This window comes from Modestobacter sp. Leaf380 (assembly GCF_001424485.1).
GTDB lineage: Bacteria > Actinomycetota > Actinomycetes > Mycobacteriales > Geodermatophilaceae > Klenkia.
Genome location: NZ_LMQC01000012.1, coordinates 316,376 through 336,263, shown reverse-complemented (window position 1 = coordinate 336,263; position 19,888 = coordinate 316,376). Strand labels below are relative to the sequence as shown.

Sequence of the window (19,888 nt, the reverse complement as noted above, 5' to 3'; positions counted from 1 at the left end):
GGACACGGGGCGCAGCGTGGGGACGCCCTCCGACACCCGCCCGGGACGCCGCGGGCTCAGGCCGCCTGCGCCCCGCGGACGACGAACCGGTGCCCGCGGGCGGCGGCCCGGCGCGCGCACTGGTCCAGGGCCAGGCGGGCGCCCGGGGGCCAGGACTCCAGCCGGGCGGCGTCGAGCTCGACGTCGCCGCGGAAGACGGCCAGCTGCAGCTGGCGCAGCGCGGCGGCGATCTCGGGTCCGCGCGGGGCGGTGGGCCTGGTCGCGTCGTCCATGCACCCAGTCTCGGGACGCCGGGCCGCGCGCACATCGGTCCCGGGGACGACCCGGCGGTCCGACCTGGGGTGGACCCGATGAGTCCCGGCCGGCCGGCGGGTCCTGTCCTCGACCCGTCACCGCACACCGTCACCGCACACCAGGGAGCACGCCGTGGGGATCGTCCAGCTCGAGCTCTTCGCCACCCTCGACCTCGTCGCGCAGGGCCCCGGCGGTCCGCAGGAGGACACCGACGGCGGGTTCCCGTTCGGCGGCTGGCAGGCGCCGCTGGTCGACGAGGTGTCCGGGGCGCAGGTCGCCGCCGCCTACGAGGGCACCGACGCGCTGCTGCTGGGCCGGCGCACGCACGGGGTCTTCTCCGCGTACTGGCCGCACCAGGACGGCGACTTCGCCCGGCTGTTCAACCGGGTCCCCAAGTACGTCGCCTCCCGGGGCGCCCCGGACCTGTCCTGGGCCGGGTCGCGGCAGCTGGGCCCGGACCTGCCGGCCGCGGTCCGCGAGCTGCGCGAGCGGCACGAGAAGACGGTGGTCGTGGGCAGCCTGGACCTGGTGCAGACCCTGCTCCGGGAGCGGCTGGTCGACCGGCTGGACCTGTGGCTGCACCCGATCACCCTGGGCACCGGCAAGACCGTGTTCGCCGGCGGCGCGGTGCCCGCGGTCCTCGAGCTGCTCGCGCCCCCGGCCGCCGGCCCCGGCGGCACCGTGCACCTGCGCTACGGCCTGACCGACGCCGTCCCCGGCACCGGGGACATGACCGCCCCCGACCACGGGCTGTGACCTCCCCCTGCCGGCAGGCCGGGGAGCAGGGCGGTCGGTAGCGTCGCCAGCGACACCGCCCCCGCTCGCCGGTGCTCCCGCGCACCGAGAGCACAGCCCCGAGGGAGAGCCCGCCGTGGCCCGCAGCGTCTACGTGGCCTCCGTGGAGGGGCACTCCGGCAAGTCGATCGTCGCCCTGGGCCTGCTCACCACCCTCACCCGCGAGGTGGAGCGGGTCGGGGTGTTCCGGCCGATCGCCCGCGGTGCCACCGACCCGGTGCTGGCGACCCTGCTGGAGCGGGCCACCGCCGACGTCGCGCACGACGACGCCATCGGCGTCACCTACGACGACGTGCACAGCGACGGCGATGCCGCCCTGGCCCGCATCGTCGAGCGGTACGCGGCGGTCCAGGCGCGCTGCGACGCCGTCGTCGTGGTCGGCTCGGACTTCACCGACGTCAGCTCGCCCACCGAGCTGTCCTTCAACGCCCGGATCGCGGCCAACCTGGGCACCCCGGTCGTGCTGGTCCTGGGCGGGCGGGACCCGGCCGGGGCCGAGCACCTGGGCCAGGCCCCGGCACGCTCGCCCGAGCACCTGGCCGCCGTCGCCGAGCCGGCGCTGCGCGAGCTGGCTGCCGAGCACGCCGACGTCGTCGCGGTCGTGCTCAACCGGGCCGACCCGGACCGGCTCGCCGAGGGGGTCGCCGCGGTCAGCGCCGTCACCCCGCGCCCGGTGTGGGCGATCCCGGAGGAGCCGTTCCTCATCGCGCCGACGTTCGCCGCGGTCGCCGCAGCCGTGGACGGCGAGCTGGTCGCCGGGGACCCGGAGCTGATGGGCCGGGAGGCGATGGGCGTCGTCGTCGCCGCGATGTCGATGGTCAACGTGCTGCCCCGGCTCACCGAGGGCTCCGTGGTCGTCGTCCCCGGCGACCGGCCCGACGTCGTGCTGGGCGTGATGACCGCGCACGCCGCCGGCACCTACCCCTCGCCCACCGGCATCCTGCTCAACGGCGGCATCGACCTGCCCGAGCCCGTCGTCCAGCTCATCGCCGGGCTGGGCTCCTCGCTGCCCATCGTGCGCACCGACCTGGGCACCTTCGACACCACCGCCCGGGTCATCCACACCCGCGGGCTCATCGCCGCGGACTCCCCCCGCAAGACCGAGACCTCCATCGCGCTCTTCGACGAGGCCGTGGACACCCGCCGGCTGCTGGAGAGCCTGGACGTCGGCCGCTCCACCGTCGTCACGCCGCTGATGTTCGAGCACCTGCTCACCGAGCGCAGCCGCGCCGCGGCCCAGCACGTCGTCCTGCCCGAGGGGGACGACGACCGGGTGCTGCGCGCGGCGGCGATCGTGCTGTCCCGCCGGATCGCCCGGCTGACCCTGCTCGGGGACGAGGCCAAGGTGCGCGCCCGGGCCTCCGAGCTGGGCCTGGACCTGGCCGGTGCCGAGGTGGTCAGCCCGTTCGACGAGGAGCTGCGGACCCGGTTCGCGGAGGAGTACGCCCGGCTGCGGGCGCACCGCGGGATGACCGTGGAGGCAGCGCTCGACGTGGTCCCCGACGTGTCGTACTTCGGCACGATGATGGTGCAGCTCGGCCTGGTCGGCGGGATGGTGTCGGGCGCCGCGCACACCACCGCGCACACCATCCGGCCCGCCTTCGAGGTCATCCGCACCAGGCCCGGGGTGTCGGTGGTGTCCAGCGTCTTCCTGATGGCGCTGGCCGACCGGGTGCTGGTCTACGGCGACTGTGCGGTCAACCCGCTCCCGGACGCCGCCCAGCTGGCCGACATCGCGATCTCCTCCGCGGCCACCGCGGCCCGCTTCGGCATCGAGCCGCGGGTGGCGATGCTGTCCTACTCGACCGGCACCTCGGGCACCGGCGCCGACGTGGACAAGGTGCGGGAGGCCACCGCGCTGGTCCGCGAGCGGGCGCCGGAGCTCGTCGTGGACGGCCCGATGCAGTACGATGCCGCCGCCGACCCGGCGATCGGGGCCTCGAAGCTGCCCGGCTCCGCGGTCGCCGGGCAGGCCACCGTGTTCGTCTTCCCGGACCTCAACACCGGCAACAACACCTACAAGGCGGTGCAGCGCTCGGCGGGGGCCGTGGCCATCGGACCGGTGCTGCAGGGCCTCAACAAGCCGGTCAACGACCTCTCCCGGGGAGCCACCGTGCGCGACATCGTCAACACCATCGCGATCACCGCCATCCAGGCGGCCGGCGAGTGAGCACCGTGCTGGTCCTCAACAGCGGGTCCTCCTCGCTGAAGTACCGCCTGCTCGACGACGCCGAGACCGTGCTGGCGGCCGGCCTGGTCGAGCGGATCGGCACCGAGGGCGGTTCGCTGCGCCACCGCGGCCCGGCCGGCGAGGTCACCGTCACCGCCCCGCTGCCCGACCACACCGCCGCGCTGGCGCTGATGATGGCGACCTGCGCCGAGCACGGCCCGGAGCTGGCCCCGGACGTCGTCGGGCACCGGGTGGTGCACGGCGGTGCCCGGTTCAGCGCCCCCATCGTCGTGGACGCCGAGGTGGAGGCCGCCATCGAGGCGCTGTCCACCCTCGCCCCGCTGCACAACCCGCCGGGTCTGCTCGGCATCCGGGCGGCCCGCGCGGCGTTCCCCGACGTCCCGCAGGTCGCCGTCTTCGACACCGCCTTCCACGCCACGATGCCGCCCGAGGCCTCGACCTACGCCGTGGACGCCGAGCTCGCCGCCCGGTACGGGGTCCGCCGCTACGGCTTCCACGGCACCTCGCACGAGTACGTCTCCCGGGTCGCCGCGGACCACCTGGGCCGCCCGGACGCCAAGCTGGTGGTGCTGCACCTGGGCAACGGCGCCTCGGCCTGCGCGGTCGACGCCGGCCGGTCGATCGCCACCTCGATGGGGCTGACCCCGCTGGAGGGCTTGGTCATGGGCACCCGCGGGGGAGACCTGGACCCCGGCGCCCTGTTGCACCTGCTCCGCCAGGGCCTGGACGTCGACGGGCTGGACACCCTGCTCAACCGGCGCAGCGGCCTGGCCGGGCTGACCGGCACCGGCGACCTGCGCGACGTGCTGGCCGCCGCTGCGGCCGGTGACGCGCAGGCCGAGCTCGCGCTGGACGTGTACGCGCACCGGGTCCGCGGCTACGTCGGGGCCTACCTCGCCCACCTCGGTGGGCTGGACGGGCTGGTCTTCACCGCCGGGGTGGGGGAGAACAGCCCCGAGGTCCGGGCCCGGGTGGTCGCCGGGCTGGGGCACCTCGGGCTGGCCGTCGACCCCGCCCGCAACGGGGCCGCCGACCGCGGGGTCCGGGTGGTCAGCCCGGACGGCGCTGGGGTGCCGGTCCTCGTCGTCCCCACGGACGAGGAGCTGCAGATCGCCCGGCACGCGCTGGCCACCGTCGGGGGCTGAGCCACCGACGGGTCAGTCCGCGCCGACCTCCCGGCTGCGCGCCACCCAGGCGCTGAACACCGGCAGCCCGTGCCACGGCCCGCCGGTCTCGTCGACGGCCACCGCGACGACGGCGTGCGGGTGGCCGAACCGGAGCGTCACCTCGCGCAGCAGGCCCTCCTGGTGCCAGGGCATGCCGGCGGCGCGTACCCCGATGGCGGTGATCGCGGCTGCGCGGAACCCCTCGCGCGTGAAGGACCCGACGGCGGCCTGGACCGCCTCGGCTTCCAGTGGTGGCGGGTCCGGCTGGTCCCGCAGCAGGTCGGCGAGGGCGACGACGGCCGCGGGGACGCCGGGCCACTGCAGCTCCAGCAGGTCGTGACGGCTCTCCGCCCGCCAGGCCGGCAGGAACGCCTGGTGCTGGACGGCGTGGGTCTCCGGCACCGGCAGCTGGGCGACCCGTTCGGTGACCCCGACGACCGGACCGTCCGCCAGCGGCAGCTCGAAGGCATCGACCCGGTCGAGGGAGTCCGGGTCGCGAGCCAGGGTGACGGCCAGCTCGTGGGCGTCGGCCAGCACGTCGGCCGGGGCCACGTCCGGTGCCGCGGCCAGGGACACCACGAGCAGGCCGGTCGTCGAGGGGTGTGCGACCAGGGCGGCGACCCCGCTGCGGCGTGCGCGGACCACGGCGTGGTCGCTGTCCCAGGCTGCGGTCAGCACCTGGGTGCGGTCCCGGGCCAGTGGTGCGTCCGGGCCCAGCTCGGCGGCCGGCGCGGGCCGCAACGGCTCCCGCCAGCGGACGTCGGTGGCCAGCGCGGTGGCGATCAGCAGCAGCGTCGCCGGGGTGACCTCCAGCGGGAACCTGGGGATCTGGCCGCCGGTGGCCTCGTCGGCCCAGGCGTCCACCTGCGCCTGGGTGGGGACGACCGGGGTGTGCGGGGCGCCGGCCGGGAGTCCCTCGGCCCACCGTCGCAGGGCCGGCGTCTGCACCTCGGGGGCGGTCCACGCCGCGGCCGCGGCGGTCACCGCCGGGTGCGGGTCGCCCAGCAGCCGTGCGGCCAGCGCCCCGGCCTCCGCCGCCGGCATGCCCAGTGCGGCCTCCAGCTCGGCGGCCGCCGGGCTGCCCGGTGGCGCCGCCGGGGCGGCCAGGGCCACCAGCAGCCAGGCGCCCAGCGGGGAGTCGATCGCGTGCCCGCCGGTGTGCCCGGCGTGCAGCTGGGCGGCGTACCGGGTGACGGCCTGCGGCAGGGTCATGGCCTGACCCTGCCGCACCGGCTCAGCGGCCGTGCAGCGGGTTGGCCAGCTCGCCGACCAGCTGCAGCGCCGCGGACGGATCGGTCAGGTCGACCATCTGCCGGTTGTCCCGCAGCTGCAGCCGGTTCAGGCAGGACAGCGGGAACGTCGGCGCGGCCAGGTCCACCCGTCGTCCGGCCAGCTCCGGGGTGGCCTCGGCGTGCGCGCGCAGGCACTGCGCCACCTCTGCCCAGAACAGGTCCTGGGGCAGCACCCCGTCGGTGTGCAGTAGCGCCGAGAGGAACCGGAAGAAGCAGTCGAACACGTCGGTCTGCACCGACAGCGCGACGTGGGAGGTCGGCACGGTCACCCGGATCCGCTCCACCTCGGCCGGCAGCGGGACGTCGGTGTTCATCAGCACGACCTCTTCACCGACGTCCTTCATCACCGCCCGCACCGGCACGCCGTCCTCCAGGACCAACACCAGGTTCTCCCCGTGCGGCATGAACGCCAGGTCGTGCGCGGTCAGGCAGTGCACGACCGGCACGAGGTAGGCGTCCAGGTAGCGGCGCAGCCACTCCCGGGCCGGCAGCCCGGAACGCTCCACCAGCGCGGAGACGAAGGGGCGGCCCGCGTCGTCGACGTGCAGCAGCGCGGCCATGGTGGCCAGCTGCTGGCCCGGGCGCAGCGCCGGCACCGGGCTGTCCCGCCACAGCGCGGCCAGCATCTTGCGGTAGGGCGAGCCGGCGACGGTGGCCTGCTCCACCCACCGGGACCGGAACCCGACGGCGGCCCGCTCCCGCAGGATGCTGAACCCGCAGCGGGACAGCACCGGGTCGGAGGTGACCAGGTCGTGCACCCAGTCGTTGATCGCCGGGGTCACCGCCATGTACTCGGTGGACAGCCCGCGTAGGAAGCCCATGTTGAGCACCGACAGCGCGGTCTTCACGTAGTGCCGGTCAGGTCGGCTGCGGTTGAACAACGTGCGGATCGACTGCTGGGCCTGTAGCTCGTCGTCCCCCTCACCCAGGTGCACCAGCTCCCGGGTGGCCAGCTCCTGGGCGAAGGTGACGGCGACCCGGTTCTCCCACTGCCAGGGGTGCACCGGGATCCAGCGGTACGCGGCCGGCTCCAGGCCGAGCCCGGTGAGGACGGCGGTGAACCGGTCCCGGGTGGCCTGGTCCAGCTCGCCGGCGAGCAGGGCCTCTTCGGTGAGGTCGGCCGAGGCGGCGAAGGTGGACCGGTCCCGCCGGGCGGCCAGCCACACGAGCGCGACCGGCGCCGCGGCCTCGGGGGCGTAGGCCGGGTACTCCGCAGCGGAGAAGCCCAGCCGGCCGTTGTTGGCCACGAAGCACGGGTGCCCCTCGGTCATCGCGGCCTCGACGGTCTGCAGGTCGGCATCCACCAGCTCGGCGGCGCTCGGTCCCCCGCGGGCGGCCTTGAACGCCCGGGAGGCCAGGGTGGAGGAGACCTCCTCCAGGTAGACCGGCAGCACCGCGTCGGTGAGGTCCAGGGCGCCGCGCAGGTCGATCACGAACTGCAGCGCGTCCAGCTCGGCGACCTGCTCCCCGCGCAGCCGGACGACGGTGTCGGGCTCGACGACCCAGTGGTCCAGGGCCAGCACCCGGGCCGCGAAGTGGTACTCGGTGCCCCCGTCGTCACTGGTCACCCGCCAACGGTCACCCCCCAGGGGGTGCGGCACGAGCAGCCGCTCGTGGCTGAACTCGGCCAGCGCCTTCGCCACGACGTGCCGGGTCGCCGCAGCCCACGCCGCCGGCGTCAGGTGCGCGGTGGTGGACGGCGTCAGGGTGGTGGTCACGCCGTCATCTCCGAGGAGCGCAGCGAGGCCAGGAACTGCTCACGGGTGCAGGTGGACACCAGTGCCCGCTTGGTCGGCAGCTCGACCTCACCGACCACCACGAAGCCGGCCAGGGCGTTGAGCCGGTGCACCGCGGTGTTCGCCGCGTCGGGTTCGACGACGACCCGGTGCACGACCGGGTCGTCGAACAGCCAGGCCAGCACGGTGCGCATGACGGCGAGGGTGAAGCCGGGGACGGGCACGGTGGTCGGGCCGACGAGCAGGTGCATGCCGATGTCGCCGGGCTCGACCTCGAACACCTGGCTCACCGGGTCTGCGGCGGGGTCGTAGCGCTCGGTGAGGAACACCGGCTCGCCCTCCACCCGTCCCAGGAACGCGTCGTGGTGCGGGGAGGCGTCGATCTCGGCGTACGCGGCGACGACGTCGGCCTGGCTTGCGCCCTGCATCTGCCAGAACCGCGCCCGGGGCGCGGTGACCCAGGAGTGCAGCAGTGGGCCGTCCGCGGCCGGGTCGACGGGGGTCAGCTGGAAGCTCATGCGGGCACCTCTCGGGTGGCCGGCGCCGGGACGCCGAAGGTCTGGAAGGCGATGGAGCGCTCCACCGGGTAGGGCTCCCGGCCGGTCAGCGCGGCCAGGATCGCGGAGTTCCGGTGCGCGCCCATGCCCAGGTCGGGGGCGGTGAAGCCGTGCGTGTGGCTCTCCGCGTTCTGCACGAACACGGTCCGGTCGTGGTCCACCGACCAGTCGCGGCGGACGTCGAACCGGCCCCGGTCGTCCCAGCGGAACCGGTCGGCGACGGGGGTCAGGAAGTCCGGCACGCGGTGCCGGTACCCGGTGGCCAGCACCAGCGCGTCGGTGCGGGTGCTGAACGCCTCGCCGGTCTGGGTGTTGCGCAGGCCCAGGGTGAGGCCCTCGGCGTCCCGGGCTGCGGTCTCCAGCTCGGTGGCCGTCAGCAGCCGGGTGGGCGGCGGGCCGTCCAGGTCGAGCTCGTACAGCAACTCGTACACCTCATCGACGACGTCGCCGTCGATGCCCTTGTACAGCTGGGCCTGGCTGGCCAGCAGGGCGTCCCGGTCGGCCGCGGGGAGACCGTGGAAGTGGTCGATGTGGTCGGGGGAGGTGATCTCCAGGGTCAGCTTCGTGTACTCCAGCGGGAAGAACCGTGGGGAGCGGGTGACCCAGTCGACCCGGTAGCCGCCGTCCCGGGCGCCGGGCAGCAGGTCCCGGTAGACCTCGGCCGCGGACTGGCCGCTGCCCAGCACGGTGATCGTGCCGCCGTCGGCCGCGGCGGCGCGCAGCCGGTCGCGGGCGGGCAGGTAGCCGCTGGTGTGCACCACCGGCGGGCCACCGTCCACGGCGTCCAGCGGGAGGTCCGCGCAGGCCGGTGGCACGTGCGGTGGTGTGCCGGTGCCCAGCACCAGGGCCCGGGCGACGTCGGTGTGCCGGTCGCCGGTGACGGTGTCGATGGAGTGCACCACCCAGTGCGCGCCGTCGTGGGTGACGGTGTGCACGTGCCGGGAGAACCGGATCGAGGCGGCGAGCTCACCGGCCGCCCAGCGGCAGTACCGGTCGAACTCCGCACGCAGCGGGGCGAACTCCTCGCGGATGTAGAAGCGGTACAGCCGGCCGGTCTGCTTGAGCCAGGCGAGGAAGGACAAGCGGGACGTCGGGTCGGCCAGGCTGACCAGGTCGGCCAGGAAGGGCACCTGCAGGGTGGCCCGCTCCAGCAGCATCCCGGGGTGCCAGGAGAAGTCGTCGTGCTGCTCGAGGACCAGCACGTCCAGGTCGGGCAGTGGCTCGGCGAGCGCAGCCAGGCCCAGGTTGAACGGTCCCAGCCCGATGCCGACGACGTCGTGCACCCGGGTCACCGGGCCACCCCCGCCGGCACCCGTTGCGCCAGCCAGTCCTCGGCGTGCCCGGTGACCAGGCCCAGCACGGTGACCAGCTGGTCCAGCGTCGCCGTCGGGTTGAGCAGCGTGGTCTTCAGGTGGGCACGGCCGTGCACCGTCGTCCCGCCCAGCACCGCCTGCCCGGACGCCGCCACCGCCCGCCGGACGTGCCGGTTGAGCTCGTCGACGGCGTCATCGTCCAGGTGCCCGTCCAGCCCGCCCGCGGGGACGTACCGGAAGACCAGCGTCGACAGTTCGGGCCGGACGACGACCTCGATCCGGGGGTCGGCGTCCAGCAGCGGCCACGTCTCGGCGGCCAGGTCCACGACCCGGTCGACCAGCTCGCCGATGCCGTCGGCACCCAGCACCCGCAGCGTCGTCCAGAGCTTGAGTGCGTCGAAGCGCCGGGTGGTCTGCAGGCTCTTGTCGACCTGGTTGGGCTCGGGTGCCTCCTCCGGGTTGAGGTAGTCGGCGTGGTGCGTGACGTGCCGCAGGGTGTCGGCGTCGCGCACCAGCAGCACGCTGCAGGCCACCGGCTGGAAGAACGTCTTGTGCGGGTCGACGGTCACCGAGTCGGCGCGTTCGACCCCGGCCAGCAGGTGCCGGCGGGTGGGGGAGACGAGCAGACCACCGCCGTAGGCGGCGTCCACGTGCATCCAGGCGCCGTGGTCGGCGCACAGGTCGGCGATGGCCGCCAGTGGGTCGATGCTGCCGAAGTCCGTGGTGCCGGCGGTGCCGACGACGGCCATCGGGGTCAGCCCGGAGGCGCGGGCGCCGTCGAGCGCGGCGGCCAGCGCGTCGGGCCGCATCCGCATCCGCGCGTCGCAGGGCACCGCCACGACGGCGTCCTCGCCGAGGCCCAACAGGGCGGCCGAGGTCTGCACGCTGAAGTGGCCGACCTCGGAGGTGAACACCCGCAGGCCCGAGAGCAGCTCGGGCAGCCGGGCGTCGGGGCGGTGCCGCCGCTGCCGGGTGCAGGCTTCGTCCCGGGCCAGCAGCAGGGCCTGCAGGTTGGACTGCGTCCCGCCGCTGGTGAACACACCGTCGGCGTCGGGGCCCAGACCCGCGCGGTCGGCCAGCCAGCCGACCAGTCGCTGCTCGATCAGCGTGGCGCCGGCGGACTGGTCCCAGGTGTCCAGCGAGCTGTTCACCGCGCTGGCCAGCGCCTCGGCGGCCAGCGCCGGCAGCACGACCGGGCAGTTCAGGTGCGCCAGGTAGGTCGGCTCGTGGAACCAGACGGCGTCGTGGAGCCAGAGCCGGGACAGCTCGTCGAGGGCGGCGGTGGTGTCGGTGAGCGGGGTGTCCAGGTCGACGGCGGCGACCTGCGGGGCCAGCGCGGCGGGGCGGACACCGGTCTGCGGTGCGTCGACGGCGGCCAGCCGTCCGGCGACGAGTCCGACGGCCTGGGACATGGTGGCGCGGTAGGCCTCGCGGGTGTCGGCGGTCAGCAGCTGGTCCACCGACGTCCGGCCGGGGCTGGGCAGGGTGGCGCGGGGTGTGGTCACGGGGGTCGTCCTCGAGGGCTCGGGCCCGACCCCGTCAAGGGGCCGGACGGCGGCGCTGCGGGGGGGCAGCTCGGAGTCGCTCACTAAGGTGAGGCTCACCTAAGTCGGCTGACGCCGGCTCGTCAACCGGACTCCACAGTCCGGTGGCCCTGCCACCGGGCGGCTCCGCGCTGCCTGCTCAGGGCGGGGAGCTGCCCCGTCCCGGCCCTCCTCGCGACTGTGGCCGCCCCCCCACCCGCACCCGCGCCCGCGGTCAGGACGGCGGTGGGCTGGGCGTGTTCGGTGGCCCCGGTCGTGGCCCCGGTCCGACGTCCCGGCCGTCCCCGCGGGTGGGCAGGAACCAGTGCGCCTCCACGGTCGGCTCAGGAGGCCGCGGCCGCTGCCCCACCGGGCTGTCGCAGCGGCAGCCCGAGGTGCTCGCGCAGCGTCGTCCCCTCGTAGTCGGTGCGGAACACCCCGCGCTCCTGCAGCAGCGGCACGACCTGCTCGACGAAGGGCGCCAGGCCGCCGGGGGTGATGTGCGGGGCCAGCACGAAGCCGTCGCTGGCGTCGGCCTGCACGAACTCGTCGATGGTCGCCGCGACCGTGGCCGGGGTGCCGATGAAGGACTGCCGGCCGGTCACCTCGACGATCAGCTCGCGGCTGGTCAGCCCCTCGGCCTCGGCCTTGGCCCGCCACTCGTGCGCGGTGGCCACCGGGTCGCGGTGCATCCGCACGCTGGCCCGGCCCCGGGCGATGGTGTTCTCCCCGGCCACCGGGTCGACCGAGGGCAGCGGACCGTCGGGGTCGTGGTCGGAGAGGTCCCGGTTCCACAGCTGCTCCAGGAACGCCACCGCCGTCGCGGGGGAGACCTGAGCCATCCGGACCTCGTGCGCCAGCTCGGCCGCCTCGTCCTCGGTGTCACCGAGGACGAAGGTGGCCGCCGGCATGATCAGCAGCTCCTCGCGGGTGCGGCCGAACCGGGGCAACCGCCCCTTCACGTCCGCGTAGAAGGCCTGGCCGGCCTCCAGCGTGCTGTGCCGGGAGAAGATGACGTCGGCCGCGGCGGCGGCGAAGTCCCGGCCCTCGTCGGAGTCGCCGGCCTGGAAGACCACCGGGCGGCCCTGCGGGCTCCGGGGGACGTCGAACTGGCCGGCGATGTCGAAGAAGGCGTCCCGGTGCGCGAAGGCCCCGGGGTGCGGGTCGGCCAGGAACGTGCCGCGGTCCTTGTCCGCGACCACCTCGTCGCCCCGCCAGGAGTCGAAGAGCTCCAGCGCGGTCTGCAGGAAGGACCGCGCACGGTCGTACCGGTCGGCCTGGGCCAGGAAGCCGCCGCGCCGGAAGTTCTCGCCGGTGAACGCGTCCCAGGAGGTCACCACGTTCCAGGCGGCGCGGCCGTCGGAGAGGTGGTCGAGGGTGGCGAACTGCCGGGCCACCTCGTAGGGCTCGTTGAACGTGGAGTTGATCGTGCCGGTCAGCCCGATCCGCTCGGTGACGGCGGCCAGCGCGGCCAGCACGGTGAAGGTGTCGGGCCGGCCGACGACGTCCAGGTCGTAGATGCGGTCGTTCTGCTCGCGCAGTCGCAGGCCCTCGGCCAGGAAGACGAAGTCGAGCTTGCCGGCCTCGGCGATCTGCGCGAACTCGCGGAACGAGTCGAACTCGATGTGGCTGCCCGAGGCGGGATCGCTCCACACGGTGGTGTTGTTGACGCCGGGGAAGTGCGCGGCGAGGTGGATCTGCTTGGGCATCGCGGGCTCTTCAGGCGTTCGTGGGCTGGGCGGCGTAGCGGTTGGCCGGGCGGCCCAGGCCGAGCAGCCCGCGCAGGGTGTCGGCTTCGTACCCGGTGCGGAACAGGCCACGGCGCTGCAGCTCGGGCACCAGGCCGCGGGTGATCTGCTCCAGGTCGTGCGGGAGCGTCGCCGGGCGCAGCCGGAAGCCGGTCAGCCCGGCCTGCTGCCACTCACCGAGCAGGTCGGCCAGCTGGGACGGCGTCCCGGTGAACACGTGGGCGTCGCTGGTGAACGCGACGCCGGCCCACTCGTCCAGCCGCTGCAACCTCTCCCGGGCGGTGGCCTCGTCCTCGTCGAGCGCCACGACGAGGTCACCGAACACGTGCACGGTCTCCTCGGCGCGACCGGCGTCGGCCTGCTCGCTGCGCACCGCGGCCACCAGCCGGGCGGCGTCGGCGGCGTCGGTCGGGGTGACGAAGCCCAGGTCCGCGGAGCGGCCGATCAAGCGCCACGGCACCTCGGCGTGCCCGAGCGCGGCGACGACCGGCTGGCCCTGCGGCGGGCGCGGGGTGATCGAGGGCCCCCGCACCGAGAACGAACGGCCCTCGAAGTCGACGTGGTGCAGCTTGTCGACGTCGACGAACCGGCCGGTGGCGGCGTCCCGGATCTCGGCGTCGTCCTCCCAGCTGTCCCAGAGCCGGCGGAGCACCTCGACGTACTCGGCGGCCTCGTCGAACTGGTCGGCGACGAACCGCTGGACCTCCGGGTCGTCGTGGCGGTCCCGGCTGACGGTCGGCACCTCGCGGCGGCCGAAGTGCCCGGCGGTGTCGGCGCGGACCGCGACCTGCACCCGGACCCCGGCCCGCCCGGTGGACACGTGGTCCAGCGTGGCGACGGCCTTGCTCAGGTGGAAGGGCTCGGTGTGCGTGGTGACCGCCGTCGGGAGGAAGCCCAGGTGCCGGGTGGTCGGGGCGACCCGGGCGGCCAGCAGCACCGCGTCCAGGCGGCCGCGGACCCGGTCGGTGCGGTCGTCGGGGGCGAAGGGGTCCTCGGACTGCAGCTGCAGGGCGTCCTCGATGGTCACCGCGTCGAGCAGGCCACGTTCGGCCTCGGCGGCCAGGTCCACCCAGTACCGGGCGGTGAGCAGCTCGCGGGGGCGGGCGCCGGGCTCCCGCCAGGCGGCCGGGTGCCAGCCGGCGCCCTCCAGCGCGGCGACGAGGTGCAGGGGCGTGTGGGTCATGGCTCTCCTCGTGCTGTGTCTCCGCTTGCGGAGGTGGGCGCCTCCGCCGGGTCATCACCTGGGGCACCCCGCCGGGACGGGGGGTTGCCGGTCAGCAAGCCAGGGCTCGATGCTGACGCTCTCGACCGGCCACGACGCTAGCCAACGCCGCCGACCGTTGTCCACTTCCCTCATCGGTCTAGTAGGGATTGACGGTGCGATCGTCAGCCGAATGGGCGAGGGGCCTTCCATCCGGAGGCGTCGGTGGGGTGAGAACCCCCTCACACAAACCCCACCGGGTTTGTAGGGATAGCGCACGGCCGTGCACCATGGCGGGGTGCCCCGGCTCCTCCTGACGCGCGACCTCGCCGTCGACCACGCCGGCACCGCCAGCTGGCTCTGTCGCTGACCCCGTCGGCCCTCCCGTGGCCGTCCGCACCTCCGCTCCACCCCCGCGCCGCCGGGTCGGCCGTGCCCGTGTGCCGTCCCGCGGGCCCCCACAGCCAGGAGACCCCCTCCCCGTGATCGAACTGTCGAACGTCCGCAAGGTCTTCCCGGCCGCCCGCGGGGGCCAGGAGGTCGTCGCGCTGGACGGCGTCGACCTCGCCGTCCCCGCCGGTGACTTCGCCGGCGTCGTCGGTCCTTCCGGGTCGGGCAAGAGCACGCTGATCCGGCTGGTCAACCTGCTGGAGCGGCCCACCTCGGGCTCGGTGACCGTCGACGGCCGGGTGCTCACCGACCTGTCCGCCGAGGAGGTCCGGAAGGCCCGCAGCTCGATCGGCATGGTCTTCCAGCACTTCGAGCTGATGGACTCACGGACCGCGGCGGAGAACGTCGAGCACCCGCTGGAGCTGGCCGGTGTCGGCCGCGCGGAGCGGCGGCGCCGCTCGGGGGAGCTGCTGGACCTGGTCGGCCTGGCCGAGCGGGCCACGGCCCGGCCCGCGCAGCTGTCCGGCGGGCAGAAGCAGCGGGTGGCCATCGCCCGCGCGCTGGCCGCCCGGCCCACGGTGCTGCTCTGCGACGAGGCCACCTCAGCACTGGACCAGGCCAGCACCACCGGCGTGCTGCAGCTGCTGCGCCGGGTGCGCGACGAGCTGGGCCTCACCGTCCTGCTCATCACCCACGAGATGTCCGTGGTCAAGGCGGTCTGCGACTCCGCGGTGCTGCTGGAGGCCGGCCGGGTCGTCGACGGCGGCCGCCTCGACGAGGTGCTGTCGCGCGGGGACTCCCCACTGGCCGAGGCCCTGCTGCCGGCCCCGCTGGCCGACGACCGGGACACCGGGACCCTGGTGCGGGTCACCGTCACCGACGCGGCCCCCGAGACCCGGGTCCTGCAGGCGCTGGTCGGCGGGCTCGGCCTGGACGTCGAGGTCGCCGGCGGCTCGGTGGAGACCGTCGCCGGCGGCCGGCACGGCCGGCTGCTGCTGCGGGTCACCGGCGCCGACCAGAGCGGCCTGGACGGCGCCCTGGAACGGCTGCGCGGTGCCGGGTCCCGGGTCGAGCGCGTCGTGGCCGGGGCGGCCCGATGAGCGACTGGTCCCGGATCTGGCCGCAGCTGGCCGACGCCACCGGCGAGACCCTCTACATGGTCGCCGTCTCCGCGGTGGTCACCGTGCTTCTGGGCATCCCGCTCGGCGTGCTGCTCACCGTCACCGGACCCCGCGCGCTGGCCCCGCACCCGGTGCTGCACCGGGTCCTCGGCCTGGTCGTCAACCTGGGGCGCTCGCTGCCGTTCATCATCTTGCTGGTGCTGGTCGCCCCGCTGACCCGTGGCCTGGTCGGCACCACCATCGGCTCCACCGCCGCGATCGTCCCGCTGACCATCGGCGCCGTCCCGTTCCTGGCCCGGCTGGTCGAGACCAGCCTGCGCGAGGTCGCGCACGGCAAGGTCGAGGCGGCCCTGGCGATGGGCGCCCGCCGCCGGGACGTCGTCCGCACCGTGCTGCTGCCCGAAGCGCTGCCCTCGCTGGTCGCCGGCGTCACCGTCACCGTCGTCGCGCTGATCAGCTACTCGGCCATGGCCGGCGCCATCGGCGGCGGCGGCCTGGGCGACTTCGCCATCCGGTTCGGCTACCAGCAGTTCCGCACCGACATCACCCTGCTCACCGTCGCCCTGCTGCTCGTCGTCGTCCAGGCGCTGCAGTTCGGCGGCGACACCTGGGCGCGCCGACTGGCGCGTCGCTGACCACCCCATGGAGAACCTCGTGCGTCGCCTCGCCCTGACCCTGTCCGCCCTCACCACCACCGCGGTCCTCGCTGCCTGCGGCGGTGGGAACGCCGAGCTGTCCGGCGCCGACGAGCCGCTGCGCGTCGGTGCCTCGCCGGTCCCGCACGCGGAGATCCTGCGCTTCGTGGAGGAGAACCTGGCCGAGGACGCCGGGCTGGACCTCGACGTCGTCGAGTTCACCGACTACGTGCAGCCCAACGTCGCGCTGGACGACGGCTCGTTGGACGCCAACTTCTTCCAGACCGTGCCCTACCTGGAGGAGCAGGAGTCGACCGCGGGCTACGACTTCACCGCCCTGGAGCCGGTGCACGTCGAGCCGCTGGGCATCTACTCGCAGTCGCTGACCGACCTGTCGCAGCTGGAGCAGGGCGCGACCGTGGCGATCCCGAACGACCCCACCAACGCCGCCCGCGCGCTGCGGCTGCTGGAGGCCAACGACCTGGTCGTGCTGGCCGACACCGGTGACGCCGCCCCCACCTCGCTGGACGTGGAGAGCAGCCCGCTGGACCTGGAGATCTCCGAGGTCGAGGCGGCCCAGGTGCCCCGCTCGCTGGCCGACGTCGACATCGCGGTGATCAACGGCAACTACGCCATCGACGCCGACCTGTCCCCGGCGCAGGACGCCCTCGCGCTGGAGGAGGCCGAGGGCAACCCCAACGCCAACCTGGTGGTCGTGCGCGCCGGTGACGAGTCCGACGAGCGGATCCAGACCCTGGAGGAGCTGCTGCACTCCGACGAGGTGCGCCAGTTCATCCTCGACGAGTACGACGGCGCGGTCATCCCCGCGTTCTGACCCGCACGGCCCCGGGCCGGGCAGCTCCTCGCGGGGCTGTCCGGCCCGTGCCGTCTGTTCTCCACCACGTCGATCGGGATTGACGGGTAGCCCGGGGGTCTGCCAGGCTGGAACCAGGTCACGAGTACCAGCGCGAAGCCCCGGCTCGCTGGTCGGCAACCCTTCCACCGCGATGGGGTGCTCCGGGTGACGACCCGGCGGCTGCGCAGCGCAGCCGCAAGCGCCGGTCCCGCCTCGCGTGCGGGCCCTGACCCACCAGGAGTCCGAGCATGTCCACGACCCTCGCCTGCCGTCCCGTCCCCGCCCTGCTGCCCGCCGTCGGCGCCGACACCCGCGTGCCGCTGGTCACCGGCGGCACCGCGCAGTACGCCAATCTCGACGTCGCCGCGAGCGCCCCGGCACTGGCCGCGGTCGCCGCCCGGGTGGCCGAGGCGCTGCCGCTCTACGCCAGCGTGCACCGCGGCGCCGGCCACCTCTCCCAGGTCTCCACGGCCCTGTACGAGTCGGCGCGGGACACCGTCGCGGCCTTCGTCGGCGCCCGCCCGGACGACGTCTGCGTGCTGACCCGCAACACCACCGACGGCCTGGGACTGCTCGCCGGCTGCCTGCCCGCCGGTGGCGCGGTGCTGGTGCTGGACTGCGAGCACCACGCCGACCTGCTGCCGTGGCAGCAGCGCGAGCGGTCCGGCGGCGGCGCCTGCACCGTGCTGCCCACCCGGCCCACCGTCGCCGACACCCTGCGGGCGCTGGGCGAGGCGCTGGCCGCCCGGTGCTACGCCCTGGTCGCCGTCACCGGCGCCTCCAACGTCACCGGGGAGTCGCTGCCGTTGGCAGACGTCGTCGCGCTGGCGCACGCCGCGGGTGCCCGGGTGGTCGTCGACGGCGCCCAGTCCGTCCCGCACCGCCGGTTCTCCCTCGCCGACTCCGGTGCGGACTGGGTCGCCTTCTCCGGGCACAAGGCCTACGCACCCTTCGGCGTCGGCGCCCTGGTCGGGCGGCGGGACTGGCTGGACACCGGCCGCCCGCACCTGGCCGGTGGGGGAGCCGTCACCGAGGTCACGGTCGAGTCGACCGGCTGGGTGGCCGCCCCGCACCGGCACGAGGGCGGGTCGCCCAACGTCCTGGGCGCCGTCGCCCTCGCCGCCGCCTGCGACGCGCTCGCCGCGCTGGCCCCCGGCGAGCTCGAGGAGCACGAGCGGGCCCTCCGCGAGCAGCTCGTCGAGGGGCTGGACGCCGTGGACGGCGTGCGGCTGCTGCGCATCTGGTCGGACTCGGTGGAGCCCACCGGCGTCGTCGGCTTCACCGTCGCGGGCGCCGACCCGGGCCTGGTCGCGGCCTACCTGTCCGCCGAGCACGGCATCGGCGTGCGGGACGGCCGGTTCTGCGCGCACCCGCTGCTGGCCCGGCTCGGCGTCCCCGAGGGGGCGCTGCGGGCCAGTGTCGGGGTGGGCACCACCGGTGACGACGTCGCCCGGCTGGTGGCCGCCGTCGCCCGGTTCGTCGCCGACGGGCCGGCGGTGGACTACGCCGTGGTCGAGGGCCGCTGGCAGCCCGTGAGCGACCCGCGCCCGGTCGCCGGGCTGGCCGGCGCGGACCTGACCGCCGTCGCCCGCGGCGCCGGGTGTGGCGGCCCGGCGGCCTGACCGGGGGACGACGGGTGAGGGGGCGTGCGGCCGGTCCGCGCGTCCCCTCGCACCGGCGGGCGTGTCCGACGGCGCAGCGCCCGGGTCACCGCCGGCTGGCCGAGGGCGATGCCGCCGACGACGGCGGTGCCATGAGCAAGCGGCTGGACCGCCTGGAGCGCGACGGGCTCGTCGCCCGCAGTCGGGACGACGCCGACGGGCGCGGACGGGTGGTCCACCTGACCGATGCCGGGCGCCGGGTGATCGACGAGGCCTTCGCCGACCACGTGGCCAACGAGGCGCGGCTGCTGGCCGACCTCACCCCGCAGCAGGCCGTCGCCCTGGAGGAGCTGCTCACGGCCTGGCTCGCTCGGGTGGAGCCGCCGGCCCGGTGAACGGATGCGCCACAGGGCCCGGGACCGCGATGGTCCCGGGCCCCTGCCCCGGTGCCTACGACGCGACGGTGGGGTTCACCTCCGGGGCGTCGACGGCCTCGTCGGACAGGCCCCAGCGGGCCAGGGTCTGGGCGTAGCTGCCGTCGTCGAAGGCGTGCTGCAGCGACGCCTGCACCGCCTCCACCAGGCCGCTGCCCTTCAGGGTCGTCGCGGCCACGTAGGTGGTGTTCGGCCACCCGGCGTTGACCGTGCCGACGACCTCCAGGTCACCGACCGACGCCTGGTAGACCGCGTTGGGGTTGGGCCCGAGGTAGGTGTCCAGCCGACCGGACTGGATGGCCAGCAGGGCGTCCGCGGCGCTGACGTAGTAGTCCAGCGTCGCCGGCTCCTGCCCGTCGGCCTCCAGCTGGGCGTTCCAGTCCAGCAGGATCCGCTCCTGGTTGGTGCCCGACCCCACCCCGACGCGCTGGCCCGAGATCCCCGCAGCGTCGGTGATGTCCAGTCCACTGTCCGGAGCTGCGATGAAGGCCATGATCCCCTGCCGGTAGGTGGCGAAGTCGAAGAGCTGCAGCCGCTCGGCGTTGACCCCCACGTTGGAGAACACCGCCTCCAGGGCGCCGGACTGCACGGCCAGCGGCCAGCCCTCCCACGTCGTGTTGACCACCTCGAGCTCCAGGCCCAGGCCGTCGGCGACCAGCTGCGCGATGTCCACCTCGCTGCCCACCACCGTGCTGTTGTCGTCGGCCAGGAAGCCCAGTGGCGGGTCCCCGGCGCCGGTGACGCCGACGGTCAGCACGCCGTCCTCGGCGACGGAGTCCGGCAGCAGGGCGACCGCCTCGGCGGCCTCGTCACTGCGCACCCGGTCGGCCTGCCCGGGGGAGGTGTCGACCACCAGGGCCGCGCTCTCCCCGGCCTCGACGGTGTCGGCCCGCTGGTCGGCCTCGATCTCGGCCGAGCTGGTGCAGGCCGACAGCAGGATCACGGTCGCCAGCGGGACGGCGGAGACCAGGTGGGACAGCTTCACGGGGGTTCCTCTCGGACGGGGCGGGCGCGGGGCGCGAGGGCGGGCGGGCA

General features: G+C 75.0%; 17 protein-coding genes and 2 riboswitches. Of the genes, 8 read left to right on the top strand and 9 right to left on the bottom strand.

All coding sequences use genetic code 11. From position 1 onward, the window contains the following. Window positions 1-56: 56 nt before the first annotated feature. Window positions 57-272, bottom strand: coding sequence for a hypothetical protein (locus ASG41_RS09655; protein WP_056293190.1), 216 nt, complete (start codon window positions 270-272; stop codon window positions 57-59). Window positions 273-426: 154 nt separating this feature from the next. On the opposite strand from ASG41_RS09655, the gene ASG41_RS09650 reads away from it, so the two are divergent. From ASG41_RS09650 to ASG41_RS09640, 3 genes are all read left to right on the top strand, one after another. Then, window positions 427-1,050, top strand: coding sequence for a dihydrofolate reductase family protein (locus tag ASG41_RS09650; protein WP_056293186.1), 624 nt, complete (start codon window positions 427-429; stop codon window positions 1,048-1,050). A 115-nt stretch (window positions 1,051-1,165) separates the two neighbouring features. Continuing rightward, a complete protein-coding gene (gene pta / locus ASG41_RS09645; protein ID WP_056293181.1) occupies window positions 1,166-3,259 on the top strand; it encodes a phosphate acetyltransferase in 2,094 nt (697 codons plus the stop codon). Next, a complete protein-coding gene (locus tag ASG41_RS09640; protein ID WP_056293177.1) occupies window positions 3,256-4,425 on the top strand; it encodes an acetate/propionate family kinase in 1,170 nt (389 codons plus the stop codon). Before pta ends, ASG41_RS09640 begins: the two co-directional genes overlap by 4 nt. Window positions 4,426-4,437: 12 nt before the next feature. Here ASG41_RS09640 and ASG41_RS09635 read toward each other — a convergent pair whose 3' ends face one another. The 7 genes from ASG41_RS09635 to ASG41_RS09605 all read right to left on the bottom strand — a co-directional run bounded on the left by ASG41_RS09635 (window position 4,438) and on the right by ASG41_RS09605 (window position 13,798). Further along, window positions 4,438-5,658, bottom strand: a complete 1,221-nt coding sequence (locus ASG41_RS09635; protein WP_157519236.1) for a hypothetical protein — start codon at window positions 5,656-5,658, stop codon at window positions 4,438-4,440. A gap of 22 nt (window positions 5,659-5,680) precedes the next feature. Continuing rightward, entirely contained in the window at window positions 5,681-7,456 is a 1,776-nt protein-coding gene (locus ASG41_RS09630; protein WP_056293170.1) for an IucA/IucC family siderophore biosynthesis protein, read from the bottom strand. Continuing rightward, a complete protein-coding gene (locus ASG41_RS09625) occupies window positions 7,453-7,992 on the bottom strand; it encodes a GNAT family N-acetyltransferase (RefSeq protein ID WP_056293168.1) in 540 nt (179 codons plus the stop codon). The genes ASG41_RS09630 and ASG41_RS09625 overlap by 4 nt, the downstream gene beginning before the upstream one ends. Next, a complete protein-coding gene (locus ASG41_RS09620; protein ID WP_056293166.1) occupies window positions 7,989-9,323 on the bottom strand; it encodes a lysine N(6)-hydroxylase/L-ornithine N(5)-oxygenase family protein in 1,335 nt (444 codons plus the stop codon). Before ASG41_RS09620 ends, ASG41_RS09625 begins: the two co-directional genes overlap by 4 nt. Continuing rightward, on the bottom strand, window positions 9,320-10,849 hold the full coding sequence (locus tag ASG41_RS09615; protein WP_304438018.1) for an aspartate aminotransferase family protein: 1,530 nt from the start codon (window positions 10,847-10,849) through the stop codon (window positions 9,320-9,322). The genes ASG41_RS09620 and ASG41_RS09615 overlap by 4 nt, the downstream gene beginning before the upstream one ends. Window positions 10,850-11,211: 362 nt before the next feature. After that, the gene (locus ASG41_RS09610) at window positions 11,212-12,576 is read right to left on the bottom strand and encodes an NtaA/DmoA family FMN-dependent monooxygenase (protein ID WP_056293162.1); all 1,365 of its coding nucleotides are present in this window, start codon (window positions 12,574-12,576) and stop codon (window positions 11,212-11,214) included. Between the two features lie 10 nt (window positions 12,577-12,586). Then, entirely contained in the window at window positions 12,587-13,798 is a 1,212-nt protein-coding gene (locus ASG41_RS09605) for an LLM class flavin-dependent oxidoreductase (protein ID WP_056293160.1), read from the bottom strand. 16 nt (window positions 13,799-13,814) lie between these two features. Further along, a riboswitch (SAM riboswitch) is annotated at window positions 13,815-13,925 on the bottom strand. A 373-nt stretch (window positions 13,926-14,298) separates the two neighbouring features. On the opposite strand from ASG41_RS09605, the gene ASG41_RS09600 reads away from it, so the two are divergent. From ASG41_RS09600 to ASG41_RS09580, 5 genes are all read left to right on the top strand, one after another. Then, complete coding sequence (locus ASG41_RS09600) at window positions 14,299-15,306, top strand: methionine ABC transporter ATP-binding protein (RefSeq protein ID WP_056293155.1); 1,008 nt, start codon at window positions 14,299-14,301, stop codon at window positions 15,304-15,306. Further along, window positions 15,303-15,962, top strand: a complete 660-nt coding sequence (locus ASG41_RS09595) for a methionine ABC transporter permease (protein ID WP_056293152.1) — start codon at window positions 15,303-15,305, stop codon at window positions 15,960-15,962. Before ASG41_RS09600 ends, ASG41_RS09595 begins: the two co-directional genes overlap by 4 nt. A 19-nt stretch (window positions 15,963-15,981) precedes the next feature. Continuing rightward, on the top strand, window positions 15,982-16,797 hold the full coding sequence (locus ASG41_RS09590) for a MetQ/NlpA family ABC transporter substrate-binding protein (protein WP_235564683.1): 816 nt from the start codon (window positions 15,982-15,984) through the stop codon (window positions 16,795-16,797). A gap of 116 nt (window positions 16,798-16,913) precedes the next feature. Next, window positions 16,914-17,026, top strand: a riboswitch (SAM riboswitch). A gap of 40 nt (window positions 17,027-17,066) precedes the next feature. Beyond that, window positions 17,067-18,440 (top strand): aminotransferase class V-fold PLP-dependent enzyme, encoded by a 1,374-nt coding sequence (locus tag ASG41_RS09585; RefSeq protein WP_056293146.1) that lies wholly within the window; start codon window positions 17,067-17,069, stop codon window positions 18,438-18,440. Window positions 18,441-18,454: 14 nt separating this feature from the next. After that, window positions 18,455-18,814, top strand: a complete 360-nt coding sequence (locus tag ASG41_RS09580) for a MarR family winged helix-turn-helix transcriptional regulator (RefSeq protein ID WP_200938808.1) — start codon at window positions 18,455-18,457, stop codon at window positions 18,812-18,814. Between the two features lie 55 nt (window positions 18,815-18,869). Here ASG41_RS09580 and ASG41_RS09575 read toward each other — a convergent pair whose 3' ends face one another. Next, the gene (locus tag ASG41_RS09575) at window positions 18,870-19,838 is read right to left on the bottom strand and encodes an ABC transporter substrate-binding protein (RefSeq protein ID WP_056293138.1); all 969 of its coding nucleotides are present in this window, start codon (window positions 19,836-19,838) and stop codon (window positions 18,870-18,872) included. Between the last annotated feature and the right edge of the window lie 50 nt (window positions 19,839-19,888).